General features: G+C 58.0%; 13 protein-coding genes. 6 read left to right on the top strand and 7 right to left on the bottom strand.

Annotated elements, in window-relative coordinates; all coding sequences use genetic code 11:
- Positions 1-53: 53 nt before the first annotated feature.
- Positions 54-323, bottom strand: coding sequence for an usg protein (locus tag DK510_RS09035; protein WP_058271768.1), 270 nt, complete (start codon positions 321-323; stop codon positions 54-56).
- Between the two features lie 193 nt (positions 324-516).
- Between DK510_RS09035 and gyrA the strand changes: the two genes are divergently transcribed.
- The gene (gene gyrA / locus DK510_RS09030; RefSeq protein WP_109311793.1) at positions 517-3,246 is read left to right on the top strand and encodes a DNA gyrase subunit A; all 2,730 of its coding nucleotides are present in this window, start codon (positions 517-519) and stop codon (positions 3,244-3,246) included.
- Between the two features lie 54 nt (positions 3,247-3,300).
- On the opposite strand, the gene DK510_RS09025 is transcribed toward gyrA, so the two are convergent.
- The 4 genes from DK510_RS09025 to DK510_RS09010 form a co-directional block, all read right to left on the bottom strand.
- Positions 3,301-4,473, bottom strand: a complete 1,173-nt coding sequence (locus tag DK510_RS09025) for a DsbA family protein (protein WP_234998992.1) — start codon at positions 4,471-4,473, stop codon at positions 3,301-3,303.
- A gap of 174 nt (positions 4,474-4,647) precedes the next feature.
- Entirely contained in the window at positions 4,648-6,117 is a 1,470-nt protein-coding gene (locus tag DK510_RS09020; RefSeq protein WP_109311791.1) for a carboxypeptidase M32, read from the bottom strand.
- 5 nt (positions 6,118-6,122) lie between these two features.
- On the bottom strand, positions 6,123-7,268 hold the full coding sequence (ctaA, locus tag DK510_RS09015) for a heme A synthase (RefSeq protein ID WP_109311790.1): 1,146 nt from the start codon (positions 7,266-7,268) through the stop codon (positions 6,123-6,125).
- A gap of 62 nt (positions 7,269-7,330) precedes the next feature.
- On the bottom strand, positions 7,331-8,074 hold the full coding sequence (locus DK510_RS09010; RefSeq protein WP_109311789.1) for an RNA methyltransferase: 744 nt from the start codon (positions 8,072-8,074) through the stop codon (positions 7,331-7,333).
- Positions 8,075-8,227: 153 nt separating this feature from the next.
- On the opposite strand from DK510_RS09010, the gene DK510_RS09005 reads away from it, so the two are divergent.
- The 4 genes from DK510_RS09005 to DK510_RS08990 all read left to right on the top strand — a co-directional run bounded on the left by DK510_RS09005 (position 8,228) and on the right by DK510_RS08990 (position 11,452).
- Positions 8,228-8,848 (top strand): thiamine phosphate synthase, encoded by a 621-nt coding sequence (locus tag DK510_RS09005; protein ID WP_109311788.1) that lies wholly within the window; start codon positions 8,228-8,230, stop codon positions 8,846-8,848.
- Positions 8,849-8,902: 54 nt separating this feature from the next.
- Positions 8,903-9,796 carry a PfkB family carbohydrate kinase gene (locus tag DK510_RS09000; protein WP_109311787.1) on the top strand — a complete coding sequence of 298 codons (894 nt, stop codon included), beginning with the start codon at positions 8,903-8,905 and terminating at the stop codon, positions 9,794-9,796.
- Positions 9,793-10,707 (top strand): pseudouridine-5'-phosphate glycosidase, encoded by a 915-nt coding sequence (locus DK510_RS08995; RefSeq protein ID WP_109311786.1) that lies wholly within the window; start codon positions 9,793-9,795, stop codon positions 10,705-10,707. The genes DK510_RS09000 and DK510_RS08995 overlap by 4 nt, the downstream gene beginning before the upstream one ends.
- Before the next feature lie 67 nt (positions 10,708-10,774).
- Entirely contained in the window at positions 10,775-11,452 is a 678-nt protein-coding gene (locus DK510_RS08990) for a DUF502 domain-containing protein (RefSeq protein WP_109311785.1), read from the top strand.
- Here DK510_RS08990 and DK510_RS08985 read toward each other — a convergent pair whose 3' ends face one another.
- Positions 11,453-12,478, bottom strand: coding sequence for a patatin-like phospholipase family protein (locus DK510_RS08985; RefSeq protein ID WP_109311784.1), 1,026 nt, complete (start codon positions 12,476-12,478; stop codon positions 11,453-11,455).
- 64 nt (positions 12,479-12,542) lie between these two features.
- Positions 12,543-13,316: a 3-hydroxybutyrate dehydrogenase gene (locus DK510_RS08980; RefSeq protein ID WP_109311783.1), complete on the bottom strand. Its 774-nt coding sequence runs from the start codon at positions 13,314-13,316 to the stop codon at positions 12,543-12,545.
- Positions 13,317-13,609: 293 nt separating this feature from the next.
- Here DK510_RS08980 and DK510_RS08975 point away from each other — a divergent pair, with 293 nt between their 5' ends.
- A complete protein-coding gene (locus tag DK510_RS08975) occupies positions 13,610-15,424 on the top strand; it encodes an extracellular solute-binding protein (protein WP_109311782.1) in 1,815 nt (604 codons plus the stop codon).
- Positions 15,425-15,570 lie beyond the last annotated feature (146 nt).

Here is a 15,570-nt window from a genome sequence, read left to right as displayed (position 1 = left end):
GATACCGGATGCACCGGAAATGTATATGGGTTTGGGCCTGATGCGCCCCGGCGTCAATTCACTCGGAATTCGCCTACCACGTTGCGCCATTCCCCAGGCGCGATCATCTTGCGATGTGTAAACCGCACGGAATGCAGCGGTCCTTCAATCTCTCGCTGCCAGAATTCAATAAAATCGAATAGTTTGGGATGATCCGGCGCAAGGTCGTATTCCTGCCAGATAAATGTATTGAGCACGTGAATATAGTCGGGCATGTGATAAAAAAATTCGGCCGTCGTCAGCCCATACCCCTTGAGCATCAGTTCTGTTTCGCTTTGCTCCATGCAGACCTCCAAAATTGTTGCAAGGTCTCTTCAGCATAACACAGAAACCACCTAACCCTTGGTTAACAATATGTTACCCCAGTGTTACGGGTGTTTTTTGCCCAGATTGCGCTGCTTGCTTGCACCTTATGTGCCGGGTCTGATAAGGTACATCCACAAGATATAGACCCAGCACAATAAACGGGCAGGTTACGTGAGCGATACGCCAGAAACCCCAGAAAACATGGATGAAACACCGCCCCAGCGTCCCGTATATGACGGCCCGACGGTATCCATCGAATCCGAGATGCGCACGTCCTACCTGGACTATGCGATGTCGGTCATCGTGTCCCGCGCGATCCCCGATCTGCGGGATGGCTTGAAACCGGTGCACCGGCGCATCCTCTATGCCATGCACGAGACGGGCAACACCCACGACAAGTCATACCGCAAATCGGCCCGTCCGGTTGGCGATGTCATGGGTAAATACCACCCACATGGTGACAGCGCGATCTATGACGCGCTGGTGCGGATGGCGCAGGATTTCTCGATGTCGCTGCCGCTGCTGGATGGTCAGGGCAACTTTGGCTCGATGGACGGCGATAACCCGGCGGCCATGCGCTATACCGAAGTGCGGATGGACAAGCCGGCCGCATCTCTGTTGGCCGATATCGAAAAAGAGACAGTCGATTTTCAGGACAACTACGACGGCAAGGACCGTGAACCGACGGTTCTTCCCGCCCGTTTCCCGAACATGCTGGTCAACGGTGCCGGTGGTATCGCCGTCGGCATGGCAACCAACATCCCGCCGCACAACCTTGGCGAAGTCATCGATGCAACGCTGGCGCTGATCGATGAACCGGATCTGACATCTGAACAGCTGATCGAATATATCCCCGGCCCTGATTTCCCAACCGGTGGTGTGATGTTGGGCCGTTCCGGCGCGCGCAAAGCTTATCTGGAAGGGCGCGGCAGCGTCATAATCCGCTCCAAGACCCGCGTTGAGGAAATCCGCAAGGACCGCTATGCCATCGTCGTGGACGAGATCCCCTATCAGGTGAACAAGGCCTCGATGATCGAAAAGATCGCCGAAGCCGTTCGCGAAAAACGCATCGAAGGCGTCAGCCACGTTCAGGACGAATCCGACCGCAATGGGGTGCGTGTCGTGGTCGAACTCAAACGTGATGCGACGCCCGAAGTTGTTTTGAACCAGCTTTTCCGTTTCTCGCCGATGCAGACCTCGTTTGGCTGCAACATGTTGGCGCTGAATGGTGGCCGGCCCGAGCAGTTGACCCTGCGCCGGTTCCTGACCTCCTTTATTGACTTCCGTGAAGATGTCGTCGCCCGTCGCACTGCGTACGACCTGCGCAAAGCCCGCGAACGCAGCCACATCCTGTGTGGCCTGGCCGTGGCCGTGTCGAACGTTGATGAGGTCGTCGCCACAATCCGGTCATCCGCTGACGCGGCGCAAGCGCGAGAAAAGCTGATGACCCGCCGTTGGCCCGCGGCTGAGATCGAAAGTTATCTGCGCCTGATCGACGATCCTCTGTCCAAGATGAACGACGACGGCACCTATAACCTGACCGAAGTTCAGGCCCGCGCCATCCTCGACCTGCGTCTGCAGCGACTGACTCAGATCGGTGTCAAAGAGGTCACGGACGAACTGGAAGAACTGGCAGCTAAGATCCAGGAATACCTCGATATTCTGTCCTCTCGAGAGCGCATCATGTCGATCATCGGAGATGAGCTGCGCAGCGTTCGTGAACAGTTTGCCGTGCCCCGTCGCACCGAGATCGTCGATTGGTCCGGCGACATGGAAGACGAGGACCTGATCGAACGTGAGGACATGGTCGTGACCGTCACGTCGGGCGGCTACATCAAGCGTACTCCGCTGGCCGATTTCCGTGCGCAAAAGCGCGGCGGCAAGGGCCTGTCGGGGATGCAGACCAAGGAAGAGGATGTTGTCACCAACCTCTTCGTGGCCAACACCCACACGCAGCTGCTGTTCTTCACGACGGATGGCATGGTCTACAAGCTCAAGACCTGGCGTCTGCCGCAGTCGGGGCGCACAGGCAAGGGCAAGGCAATCGTCAACATCCTGCCGATCCCGACCGGTGTTTCCATCGCCGCGATCATGCCCGTAGATGTACCTGATGAAGAATGGGAAAACCTGCAGATCATCTTTGCCACCAGCGCGGGCGACGTGCGTCGTAACCGTCTGTCGGATTTCACCAATGTCCGGCGCAACGGCAAGATCGCAATGAAACTGCCCGAAGATGTTGAGCTGGTGAACGCCCGCATCTGCTCGGAAGATGAAGATGTGATGCTGGTCACCAATTCAGGCCGTGCGATCCGCTTCCGCACCACCGATGTACGGGTGTTCAACTCGCGCGAATCCACCGGTGTGCGCGGTATCAGGCTGTCCAATGGAGACCGCGTGGTTTCGATGTCGGTGATCCGCCATTTCGAAGCGACCCCCGAAGATCGTGTGGCTTACCTCAAAATGCGCCGTGCGGTTGCAGGGCTTACCGAAGATGACGCTGGTGACGACGAGGAAGCCGCGGCGAGCAGTGATTTCAACCAAGAAAAGTATGCCGAGATGTCGGCAGCCGAAAACCTGATCCTGACAATTACGGCGGGCGGCGCAGGCAAGCTTAGCTCCAGCCACGACTACCCGGTCCGCGGACGCGGCGGGATGGGCGTGGCCGCCATGGACAAGGCGATGCGTGGTGGCGAACTCGTCGCCTCGTTCCCGGTCGATATGGAAGATCAGATCATGCTGGCGACGTCCAAAGGCCAATCGATACGGGTGCCGGTTGATGGGATTTCGTTCCGCTCCCGCTCGGCCGGTGGCGTGAAGGTCTTCAACACCGGCAAAGGCGAAGTGGTCGTCAGTGTTGCCTGGATCGCCGATCAGGGCGACGAGGACGAAGCGGAAGAGTAACCGACTGATCCATAACACTATTCAGGCGCTACACTTTCGGGTGTGGCGCCTTTTTTAAATCAAAAGGTCTTCAACAGCCCAAAGGCGATCCTGTCCCCAGACACTTTCCCCGGCGACGCGGAAACTTGGGACACCCCACAACCCGATCTCTTGCAGACGGTCCTGATTGACCGCTACCCGATCTCTCCATCGATCTGAGCTAACGTTCGGTTTCGCACTCTGCCAATCCAACCCCGCGTTTTTGACGATAATCCGAAGCCCCCGATCGGTTGCAGCATTCAGACCCTCTGACCAGACGCCGCGCAGGAAGGCGGAACAGAACTCAGGCAGTTTTTCCTGCGCTTCGGCGTAATCCAGTAAGGCATAGCCACGCTCTACCCCTTTGCCTAAAGGATCACAGATACGCCCAAATGGGATCCCCAACCGCCGCGCTTCGCGCACGCAATCATAAAGGATGTAGGAGGACTTGGGTGGAGGGACGGGTAAGCCTCGCATCAACATAGGCAAAACCAGCCTCAGAACCAGTCGTGCGTTGTAATGGCGTGCCAAATCGACAGCTCGGTCAAATGCCAGATACGAATAAGGGCTGCGGAAAGAAAAGAAGAACTCGATCTCCTGATCCTGAGACTTCTCTTGTTCCAATTGCACTGAAGGCAAAGACACTATCGGTGACGACCCGCTTCCCAGACCCGCGTGCAGCAACCGGTCTTCGAGATAATGAAGACGATCAACGCCCCAATACCATTCACCATCGTAGTGAAACGTTCCGCCGAGATAGTGACCCAAATCGGAAAGTTGTTGGTCACCATCCTCGATCAGCGCAGCCGGTAAGGGGTGATCCGAAGACGAAAAACCCTTTCCCGACCAAAGATCTTCGCTGATATCTCGGACATTGTTAACAAAGCTATCGTTCGTCAGTTCGGCTGCCATCTGTTTTTCCGCAACTGCAATGAAAGCCTCGTCAGGAACTGAGCCTTCAGGGGGGCTGAGACCAAGCTTTCGGGCCAGACTTGCCGCATCTTTGATGGCATTTTGCCGATATGCTGCCGGGTCCGGCAAAGCCTCTGCCGGAGGGCCCGAAATCAGATGCGGGCGCAGCTCGACATCATAGGTGTCTAGAAACTGCTGCAAGACCTGTGCGGTGAGGTGACAGTATGGGTCGGAAACATCATGGAAATAATGGACAACGCGCGGGCGGTTCAGCACGTGATGCTTTGCCTCCAGCACGCGCCTACGCGCCACCAGGCGCGTGTTGCTGGTCAGAATTGACGCTAAGTGTGGTTTGACATGTGTTGCAAAGAACAAGGTGGTTCCTTTGGTAAAACCGTTCGAACCACCCTACCCTCATTCAGGTCAAAACCAATGCACCTACACGGCAACTTGACGAAACGTTTTCTGACCTCAGAGCCCGTATAACCCGCCAAATTTCTGTTCCAGATACCCGAGTAACGGGTCAGGTCCGGGTTCCATACCGCTTGCACGCTGAATGGTCTCGCGTGGAGCGTAAAGCCCGCCATGTTGCTGCACATTCTCGTGCAGCCAATCGGTTGCGCCTGACGTGTCACCTGCTGCCAGTTGCGCATCCAGTTCCGGCACAGCGTTCCGCAACGCTTGGTAAAGGCATCCTGCATAGACATTGCCCAGCGAATAGGTTGGGAAATAACCAAACAGACCAACTGACCAGTGCACATCCTGCAGACATCCGTTCGAAGGTTTGTCGACCGCATATCCGAAATCCGCCTTGAAACGGTCGTTCCACGCGGCCTCAAGATCATCCACTTGGAGGTCACCGGCCATCAGCGCGCGTTCCAGATCAAAGCGCAGCATGATGTGGAGGTTGTATTGCACCTCATCCGCCTCGGTGCGGATATAACCGTTGTGAACACCGTTGACCGTTGCATAGAACGTATCCGCGTCGGTGATGCCAAAATCGCCAAACGCGTCTTTCATTTGGCCAAACAGCCAACCGGTAAAGGTTCGGGATCGGCCCAGTTGGTTCTCGTAAATCCGGCTTTGGCTTTCATGCACACCCATCGACACACCCCGCCCCAAAGGCGTCAGGGCGTAGGCTGGATCAATCCCTTGTTCATAGGCGGCATGGCCGACCTCGTGAATCGTCGAATAGAAACAATTGAACGGATCGGTTTCACTGGTCCGGGTGGTGATCCGAACATCCGAGCCACTGCCCGAGCTGAACGGGTGAACAGCCTTGTCGATGCGGCCTGTATTCAGGTCATACCCGAAAGTGGTTGCCAGTTTTTCCGACAATTGCATCTGTTTCCGCTCATCGAAACTCCCCGTCAAAGCCTGAGGCGCAGATTTTTCCAGAACAGCGGCGCGCAGCGCCACAAGACGCGGGCGCATCTGGTCAAAGATTTCGGCGATTTGCGACCCGGTCGTGTAAGGCTCATAATCCTCGACCATCGCGTCGTAGATATTGCCACCCTGCGCCAGTGCAGCGCCTTCTTCACGCTTTAGCGCCACGACCTCGCCCAAAACGGGCAAGAAAGCGGCGACATCTTCGTCTGCGCGGGCCTGCGCCCAGGTTCCCTGTGCTGCTGACGTCACGCGCGCAATGGCCGTTGCCAAATCGGCAGGCACCTTGACCGTCCGTTCATAGGACCGGCGGATTTCGCGCAATTGCGCCTGACCGACCTGGTCCTGAGGGTCGGCTTGTTCCAGCCATTCAGCCACACGGGAATCGGATCGGCGCGCGTGCAAAACCGCTTCAATCGCTGCCATTTCCTCGGCCCGCTGCGACGCGGCCCCCCGGGGCATCACCGTTTCCTGATCCCAGCCCAAACGCCCGGCAATTTCGCCGAGAGCCGAGGTTTCGCGCTGAAATGCCATCAGATCGTCATATGCACTCATGGAATTCAGGCTCCGCGCAAAGAGGTTGCTATTGGGTAAGCGGTAAGGAACCGCGCCCGCAGGATAAGGGTCCAGACGACGACGGCCATGAACTGGTGGAAGATGGCGATCTGCCACGGTGCTGCGTAGATCACGGTCGCGATCCCAATCACCACCTGCAGCGACAGCGCGGCAAAGGCTGCGTTGAAGGCAAAGCGCGTTTGCGGGTGAGCGCTGCTGCTGCCGCGCCGCCAAACGATGATACCGAAGATAAACAGCAGATAACCCGCACAACGGTGGATGAACTGAACCAGACCCGGGCTTTCAAAGAAGTTGCGCCACATCGGTTCCAGCATCGCCATGTCAGGCGGCAGAAGCTGACCACCGATCAGCGGCCAATCGGTATAAGACCGCCCGGCGTCGATCCCGGCGACAAGCGCACCAATGAGTATTTGCAAAAAGGCGAAATGCATCAACCCGGTGGATAGCGAGAACAATTTCGCCTCTTTGGCGCGTCGGGCCTGCATCAGGTCACGTTCGTCGCGGCCCAGCTCAAAGATGTACCATGCAAGGAAGCCGAGAATTACAAAAGCCAGCCCCAGATGAATCGCCAGACGATAGCTGGCCACAGCAATCATCCCCTCGCCCTGTGTCACGCCCGAGGCGACCATCCACCAACCGACTGCACCCTGAACACCGCCCAAAAGGCCCGGAATCAACAACTTACCGGTCCAGCCGGTTGGTATTTTCCGCGCGATAAGGAAGCCAAAGAAACCAAGCGCCCAGACCAGCCCAATCACGCGCCCTAGCTGACGATGGCCCCATTCCCACCAGTAGATGGATTTGAAGTCACCCAGCTCCATCCATTGGTTCTGAATGCGCCACTGGTCGATTTGCTTGTATTTGTCGAACTCGGCTTGCCAGTCCGCCTCATTCATCGGCGGGATGGCCCCGGTAATCGGCCGCCACTCGGTGATCGACAACCCGCTGTCAGTCAGGCGGGTCAGCCCGCCCACAGCGATCATGACGACCACCAGCGCAAACAGGATCATCAGCCAGGCGCGAATGGCCTTGCGCGCACCCCCGCGGCCACGATCGATCATACCCGGTTGAACGGCTTGTTGTTTTTCAGTGTCTGAGACGTCTTCGAAGATGCTGCGCTTACCGCTCATGCTGTCCTCTTGTGCCTTGGATTTTGTCGCAAGCTAGGGTGAAGCGGAACATAGGTCCAGCCTCAGCCTTTGTCTTTCCAGCGGACCATCTGCCGCATGACCCCATGCAGCATCTGCACATCCGCCCGCGTCATGCGCATCCGCGACCACAGGTTGCGCAGGTTGGTCTTCATACCCTCAGCCTTTTCGGGTGGATAAAAGAACCCCGCCTCTTCCAGCCGGTCTTCATAGTGTTCGACCAGTTTCTCCACCTCGATACCCGTGGCCCAGTCGCCCTTGCCCAGATCGGTGGCCTCATGAACCACATCGCCGGTTTGGCGCATCCACTCATAGGCGGTCAGCAACACGCACTGCCCAAGGTTTAGCGAGGCGTATTCCGGGTTTACCGGAACCGAGATGATGGCGTTTGCCTTAGCGATGTCTTCGTTTTCGAGCCCTGCGCGTTCCGGGCCAAACAGAACACAGACCTTTTCACCAGCAGCAACCTTTTCGGCAGCCAATTGCATTGCGCGTTCCGGGCTGTAGACCGGCTTTGTCAATCCACGCTGTCGCGCCGTGGTCGCAAAAACAAAAGTGCTGTCGGATAGCGCACCGGCCAGATCGTCATATAGCTGCGCCTCACCCAACAGACGCCCGGCGCCGCTGGACATCGCCACAGCCTTGGGGTTCGGCCACCCGTCCCGAGGTGCCACGATCCGCATCCGGTCCAGCCCGAAATTCCACATCGCCCGCGCGGCGGCGCCGATGTTTTCACCCATCTGCGGGCGCACAAGCACGAATGAGGGCTGAGATTTATCGCTGGGCATGGCTGTCTCCGAAGGTTCCGCCTGCTCTAATCTGCGCGCACAGGCAGGGCAAGCCATCCGCGCCTTCATTTGGGCCGGAAACCAGCATAAAAGTTTGCTTCCCCGCCGCAATCCGCTAAACCGCGCAAAAGACTGAAAGCGAAGGACGCGCCAATGGACACCCCCGAGCAGCCGCAGATTTACCTGATTACGCCACCGACCATCGAACTGAGCAGCTTTCCCGACCGCTTGGCCAGCGTGCTGGACGGGGCAGAGATCGCCTGTATCCGTCTGGCCTTGGCTGGTGGCGATGAAGACACCATCGCCCGCGCGGCGGATGCCTGCCGCGAAGTTGCCCATGCGCGCGATGTGGCGCTGGTGATCTCAAACCATGTTCTGCTGGCGCAGCGGTTGGGGCTGGACGGGGTGCATCTGGATGACGCCGCGCGCTCGGTCCGGTTTGCACGCAAGGAATTGGGCGCGGAAGCCATCGTTGGCAGCTTTTGCGGTGCGTCCAGCCATGACGGCATGTCGGCTGGCGAGGCCGGTGCGGACTATGTCGCCTTTGGACCAGTGGGCGCGTCAACGCTGGGTGATGGCACAATCGCCGAAATGGATCTGTTCCAGTGGTGGTCTGAGACGATCGAAGTTCCGGTCGTTGCCGAGGGTGGCCTGAACCCCAACCTGGTTCGCGATCTGACCCCCTGCACCGATTTTTTCGGTATCGGGGACGAGATCTGGTCACAGGATGACCCTCTGGCCGCGCTGAAGGGTCTGACCGACGCTATGCGTTGATCCGTGCGAGCGTTAACGCTTGCACCTACGCCGGGGCTGCGGCATGACGACGACATGACACAAAACAGCGACATCCTTTGTATCGGATCGGTTCTTTGGGACGTGATTGGCCGGTCCGCCAGCGCCATGCGGCAAGGGTCGGACGTGCCGGGGCGGATCACCCGCCTACCGGGTGGCGTGGCCATGAACATCGCCATGACACTGGTGCGTTTTGGCATGACCCCCACCCTGTTGACCGCCATCGGGCGCGATCCTGAGGGCGATGAGTTGGCAAATGCCTGTTCCCGACTGGGCATGGTGACGGATCACATTTACCGTTCGCAGGATTTGCCGACCGACCGTTACATGGCGGTCGAAGGGGCCAACGGCTTGATAGCAGCCATCGCTGATGCGCATTCGCTTGAGGCCGCGGGTGCCAAAATCCTGCGTCCATTGATGCACGGGCCTTTAGGGTACGAAAACGAGCCGTTCGAAGGCCCAATCGCGCTGGACGGCAATCTGACACTGAACTTGCTTGAGGAAATCGCCCAAAGCCCCGCCTTTGCCCGCGCCGATCTGCGTGTGGCACCGGCCTCGCCCGGTAAAGCCGAACGCTTGCTGCCGTTCCTGAAACATGCGCGTGCCACGCTGTATGTGAACCTCGAAGAAGCCGGCATCCTGTGCCAGCGCGAATTCAAGGATTCCGAAAGCGCCGCCAAAGGCCTGCTGGATCGCGGCGCGCTGCGGGTGTTGGTCACCGACGGCGGAAGCTCGGCCACGGTTGGTAATGCGGATGAAATCCTGACCCAAACACCCCCGTCCGTTCTGGTTACTCGAGTAACCGGCGCAGGCGACACATTCATGGCGGCCCACATCGCCTCAGAATCCGACGGAGCATCCAGCGCCGAGGCTCTGACCCGCGCCCTGAACGCCGCCGCAACTTACGTATCCGGAGAAACCCCACTGTGATCGACATTCAATATTCCGCCGAGGTCCGCGCCGCCAAGGACGCAGGCCAGCCTATCGTGGCGCTGGAAAGCACCATCATCACCCACGGGATGCCCTACCCTCAGAACATCGAGGTCGCGGCACAGGTCGAACAGGATATCCGCGACGCGGGCGCAATTCCGGCAACCATGGCCGTGATTAAAGGCAAACTGCATGTCGGGCTTGAGGCTGATGAGCTAAAAGCGTTGGGTCAGGCGCAGGGCGTCGCCAAGCTGTCCCGCGCTGATATGGCCGCCTGCATAGCAACCGGCGGCACTGGCGCGACGACGGTCGCAGCCACAATGATCGCCGCGCATTATGCCGGGATTGAAGTGTTTGCCACCGGTGGCATTGGCGGCGTGCATCAGGGTGCCGAGACGACCTTTGATATCTCAGCCGATCTGCATGAGCTGGCCCAGTCTCCGGTTACGGTTGTGGCCGCGGGCGCAAAGGCCATCCTCGATCTGGCAAAAACGCTCGAGGTTCTGGAAACGCTGGGCGTTCCGGTCATCGCCTTCGGGCAGGACGAATTCCCGGCCTTCTGGTCGGCCAAATCCCCTTATGCCGCGCCCCTGCGCATGGACAGTGCCGAGGACATCGCCACTGCACACGCCACACGCCGCGCGCTTGGCTTGCCTGGTGGCCAGCTGGTCGCCAACCCAATCCCGACCCCCGATCAGATCCCGGCCGAAGAACTGGCACCCATCATTGCATCAGCGCAGGCCGACGCAGGCGCGCACCGGATCAGCGGCAAGGGCGTCACGCCGTACCTGCTGCAACGGATTTACGAACAGACCGAAGGGCGTTCGCTGACGGCCAATATTGCCCTGGTTCGCAATAACGCTCGACTGGCGGCCGGAATTGCTCGGGCGCTGTCCGACCGAACCGATTGACATAAGCCTATTGTACCAAAGCACCCAACTGCTTAACTAATTTGGCAGAAAACCGCTCAGGACCGCAATGAACACGCCATTTGACGAAGAACCACATCGCCGCCCGGGCCTGTTTTCGCGACTGCGCGCGTCTTTCCTGACGGGCATCGTCGTGATTGCGCCTGTGTGGCTGACCATTTGGCTGATCTGGTCCGTGGTCGGCTGGATCGACAGTGCGGTTCTGCCCATAATTCCACAACGGTTCCAGCCGCAGGAATACGTGGGCATCAACCTGCGGGGCGTCGGCGTTGTCATCTTCCTGATCTTCACTGTTCTGGTAGGATGGATCGCCAAAGGTATTCTGGGCCGGTCCCTGATCCAAATTGCCGAAAGTCTTGTCAGCCGGATGCCCGTCGTCCGGTCTGTCTATTCGGGGATCAAGCAGATCTCGGAAACGGTTTTTGCGCAGACTGAACGGTCGTTCGAAAAAGCATGCCTGATCCAATACCCGCGTCGGGGCATCTGGGCGATTGGTTTCGTCTCTACCGCGGCAAAAGGCGAAGTCAGCGAGCGGGCTGAAACCGGGGGTGAACTGTTGGGTATCTTCGTCCCGACCACGCCCAACCCGACCTCGGGCTTCCTGCTGTTCTTCCCAGCCGAGGACGTGATCCTGCTGGATATGACCATCGAGGACGCCGCAAAGCTGGTGATTTCCGCAGGCCTTGTTTACCCCAACGAAAAAGACCCGACGCAGCCGCCCGAGTGATCAGCCAAACATCTCGGGCAGGTCGACGGTGCTGCGTGCGCCAAGATCAGCTTTGTGATCGCCAATGAACCGATGCGCCGCGGCGCGCCCGGCGTCCTTCAGTTTATGCAGTATCACAGGGTTGGGAACCGTCTTGGTCGCCACGGACAAATCGTTCATCAATTCGTCATCCGCGATCATGTGAACAAACACGCGGCTCATCTCTCCGGCCGTCAGCTTGCCGTCCGCCAGCAGACGTTGAACAAAATTGATCGCCCGCAGCTCGCGAAACAGGGATGAGTTAAAGCTGATCTCATTGATGCGGTTCTGGATCTGCTGCGGAGTTTTCGGCACCTCATCACGCTCAAGCGGGTTGATGTTCACGACCACGACGTCTTCAGGCAAATCACTGTTAAACAAAGGGTAAAGCGCCGGGTTTCCAGTGTAACCACCATCCCAATACGCCTCGGTCCGGCCCGAGCTGGGGTCAAATATCTCGACGGCCTGAAACAGGCTCGGCAGGCAGGCCGAGGCCAAAATGGCATCCGTTGAAATCTCTTCGCCGGTGAACACCCGGATCTTGCCGCTGCGTACACAGGTCGCGCAAACAAACAACTGGGGTCCTTGATCCGTGCAAATCTCATCAAAGTTGAACCGATCCACAACCGGTTCCAGAGGATTGCGATAAAAAGGACCATAGGCATAAGGCGACACCATTCGCGACCAGGCATCACCAACCGAGAATGGCAGTGAATACTCCATCGACTGGGCAATCTGCGCAGGCTCCAGCGCCTGCATCCAGTTGGCAAGGCGCATATCCCCCACCGCACCCATCCGTGCCCATAGCCCGTCCAGACAGGCCCGCGCGCCGTCGCGTCCGTTGTGCACCATCCCGGATTTGAACGCAGCGCCATTCAGCGCCCCTGCCGAGGTCCCAGTGATGGCTGCGACCTCGATATCCTCTTCGTCCAGCAGCCTGTCCAGCACGCCCCAGGTAAAGGCACCGTGCGCGCCGCCACCCTGCAAAGCCAGATTGATCCGTTTCACCGTCCTGCCCCTTCATCTTTTCCAAAATACTCCGGGGGTACGGGGGCAGCGCCCCCGTGAAACCTCACAACGCCGTCCAGCCACCATCCACGGAAATCGTCGTACCCGTGATCTGCGCTGCCGCATCCGAGCACAAGAAGATCGCGGTGCCACCCAATTGTTCGACCGTGGCGAATTCTTTCGAAGGTTGCCGTTCAAGCATCACGTTCTTGATCACGTCCTCACGGCTCATGCCGTATTCCTTCATGGTGCCTGGGATCTGTGCCTCGACCAATGGTGTCAGGACGTATCCCGGGCAGATCGCATTGCATGTTATCGGCTCCTGCGCGGTTTCCAGCGCCACGGTTTTGGTCATACCAACCACGCCGTGCTTTGCCGCTACATACGCAGCCTTGAACGGAGACGCCGTTAACCCGTGTGCCGAGGCGATATTCACAATACGTCCCCACCCGGCCTTCCGCATCATTGGCAGCGCGGCGGCCATCGTATGAAAAGTCGAATTCATGTTGATCGCGATGATCGCATCCCACTTTTCGACCGGAAACTGATCAACCGGCGCAACATGCTGAATGCCGGCGTTGTTCACCAGAATATCACAAGCACCCGCCTTTTCGATCAGCGCGCGGCATTCTTCACCTTTGGACATGTCCGCCTTGATATAGCGTGCGCTGGTAGCGGTCTCTTTCGAAATCTCAGCGGCCAGCGCATGATCTTCGTCGCGGTCGGTAAATGAATTCAGCACCACGTTAGCCCCGGCCTTCGCCAGCTCGCGCGCGACGCCTAATCCGATCCCTGAATTCGATCCGGTGATAATGGCTGTTTTTCCCGAAAGGCTCATGGCCGAACTCCCACAAAGTCAACTTTGGCGACACAGTGCCATGCTGCAGCTGCAAAGAAAACGGGGAAACATTCGGGCGACGCATCCTACGTCAGATCCGGACAAAAAAAACGCCCGCACGAAGCGGGCGTTAAGTTATTGAGGCAGGTTTCATACAGGCAAGAAACCTATCGAGCAGTGCATCCTTTATAAGCAATTTCTTGTGTTCGTCCAAGCTAAAAGTTTGAAAACAAGAAAAATCATAGCTACGATGAATCCCAACAAAATAAGGCCAGAGCAGGATTGTTTCCAAAATGAGCCCCGATTTTCTACGCCCCGTTCGTCCATTGATCGCGGGAATCACTGCACTTTTGAGCACGTCAATTGCTTATGCAGAATCGACCCATGGCATAGCTATGTATGGTGACCCCGCCTTACCACCGGATTTTGTGTCCCTGCCCTACGCAAATCCGGACGCGCCAAAAGGCGGGAAAGTCGTGTTCGGAAATACGGGCGGCTATAACAGTTTGAACCCGTTCGTGCAAAAAGGCAGCTCGCCCTGGCAATTGCGATTTTGGACCCATGAGGGCCTGATGGGTCGATCCTGGGACGAACCTTTCACTCTTTACGGGCTGTTAGCCGAATCAGTTGAGACCGCGCCGGACCGATCCTGGGTCGAATTCACCCTGCGTGAGAACGCCGAATTCTCGGATGGTACACCAGTCACAGTGGATGATGTCATCTGGTCGTATGAGACTTTAGGCACCGAAGGCCACCTGCGATATCGCGGGTTGTGGGGCAAGATAGACAGTATCGAACAGACCGGTCCCCGCACGGTGCGCATCACCTTCAACGAGCCCGACCGCGAGCTTGCCCTGATTGCAGGCCTGCGCCCGATCCTGCAGAAAGCCCAGTGGGAAGGTAAAGATTTTGCCAATGCCGGGTTGCATGACATTCCGGTCGGAACCGGGCCCTACATCGTCGACAGCTATGAGGCCGGTAGATACCTGAACCTCAAGCGGAACCCGGATTATTGGGGCACTGATATTCCCTTCCGTAAAGGCACCATGAATTTGGACGAAATGCGGATCGAGTTTTACGGCGACGGCACAGTTCTGTTTGAGGCCTTCAAAGCCGGTGAACTGACTGCGGTACGTGAATTCAATGCCGACAAATGGGCGAACCAATACAATTTCCCGGCCGTCCAGCGTGGAGATGTGGTCAAGACCGAGATCCCACACGGCAAGCCTTCGGGCATGACCGGGTTTGTCATGAACACCCGCAAAGCGCCGTTTGCCGACTGGCGTGTCCGCGAGGCGCTGACACTGGCATTCAATTTCGAGTTCATCAACGACACGATTACCGGTAACGCGCAGCCGCGTATCTCATCCTATTTCTCGGGCTCGGACCTTGCGATGCAGCCCGGCCCGGCAAGTGATCGCGTCGAAGAGCTGCTATTGGAGTTCAAGGACGACCTGCCCCCCGGAACGCTTGAAGGCTATACCCTGCCGGAAAGTGACGGATCGGCCCGCAATCGTTCGAACATCCGCGCTGCAACCAAACTGTTGGCTGAGGCTGGTTGGACCATCCAGGACGGCGTGCTGCGTAACGAAAACGGCGATGCTTTTACGCTGACCGTGTTGCTGCAACAGGGCGACACCGAAAGCGAAACAGCAATCGAGATCTACGCGCGCGCGCTGGAACGTCTTGGCATCGCTGTGAACACCGAACAGGTCGACAGCGCCCAGTTTACAAGCCGAACGTCGGCGCTGGATTTCGACATGACCTATTTCCGTCGCGCATTGTCCCTGTCACCCGGTAACGAGCAGCGCCTGTATTGGGGCAGCGAAAACGCGGACACTCCAGGCACGCGCAACTTGATGGGGGTGGCTTCGCCCGCTGTGGACGGAATGATTGACGCCATGCTGGCCTCGGAAAGTCATGAGGATTTCGTCGCTGCAACGCGTGCGCTTGATCGTGTGTTGACCGCCGGGCGCTATGTCATTCCGATCTGGAACTTTGATGTGGGCCGGATCGCCCACGCCAAGGAACTCAAGCAGCCGGAAAACTTGCCGATCTATGGCGATGGGCCCGAGTACATGCCGCAGGTTTGGTGGTACGAAGAGTAACCGGTCACGCGCGGCTCCAAAAGGACGTAGGCGGAAAACGGCACACAGCCATATGGCACCGCATATTGCGGGGCGAATTTCTGGCGCGCCGACATGTTGCAACTGCCCCTACGTTAAGTGTTCCCTAAAAAAACTCACACAAAAAG

It is taken from the genome of Ruegeria sp. AU67 (genome assembly GCF_900312795.1).
Classification (GTDB): domain Bacteria; phylum Pseudomonadota; class Alphaproteobacteria; order Rhodobacterales; family Rhodobacteraceae; genus Ruegeria; species Ruegeria atlantica.
Note: the sequence above shows the minus strand (reverse complement) of the source record. Positions and strands in the feature narration are given on the sequence as shown.

Excerpts from the sequence above, each read along its gene's own strand:
- DK510_RS09035 (WP_058271768.1), bottom strand. The coding sequence starts at position 323 with ATGGAGCAAAGCGAAACAGAACTGATGCTCAAGGGGTATGGGCTGACG.
- DK510_RS09020 (WP_109311791.1), bottom strand. The coding sequence starts at position 6,117 with ATGAGTGCATATGACGATCTGATGGCATTTCAGCGCGAAACCTCGGCT.
- ctaA (WP_109311790.1), bottom strand. The coding sequence starts at position 7,268 with ATGAGCGGTAAGCGCAGCATCTTCGAAGACGTCTCAGACACTGAAAAA.
- DK510_RS09010 (WP_109311789.1), bottom strand. The coding sequence starts at position 8,074 with ATGCCCAGCGATAAATCTCAGCCCTCATTCGTGCTTGTGCGCCCGCAG.
- DK510_RS09005 (WP_109311788.1), top strand. The coding sequence starts at position 8,228 with ATGGACACCCCCGAGCAGCCGCAGATTTACCTGATTACGCCACCGACC.
- DK510_RS09000 (WP_109311787.1), top strand. The coding sequence starts at position 8,903 with ATGACACAAAACAGCGACATCCTTTGTATCGGATCGGTTCTTTGGGAC.
- DK510_RS08990 (WP_109311785.1), top strand. The coding sequence starts at position 10,775 with ATGAACACGCCATTTGACGAAGAACCACATCGCCGCCCGGGCCTGTTT.
- DK510_RS08980 (WP_109311783.1), bottom strand. The coding sequence starts at position 13,316 with ATGAGCCTTTCGGGAAAAACAGCCATTATCACCGGATCGAATTCAGGG.
- DK510_RS08975 (WP_109311782.1), top strand. The coding sequence starts at position 13,610 with ATGAGCCCCGATTTTCTACGCCCCGTTCGTCCATTGATCGCGGGAATC.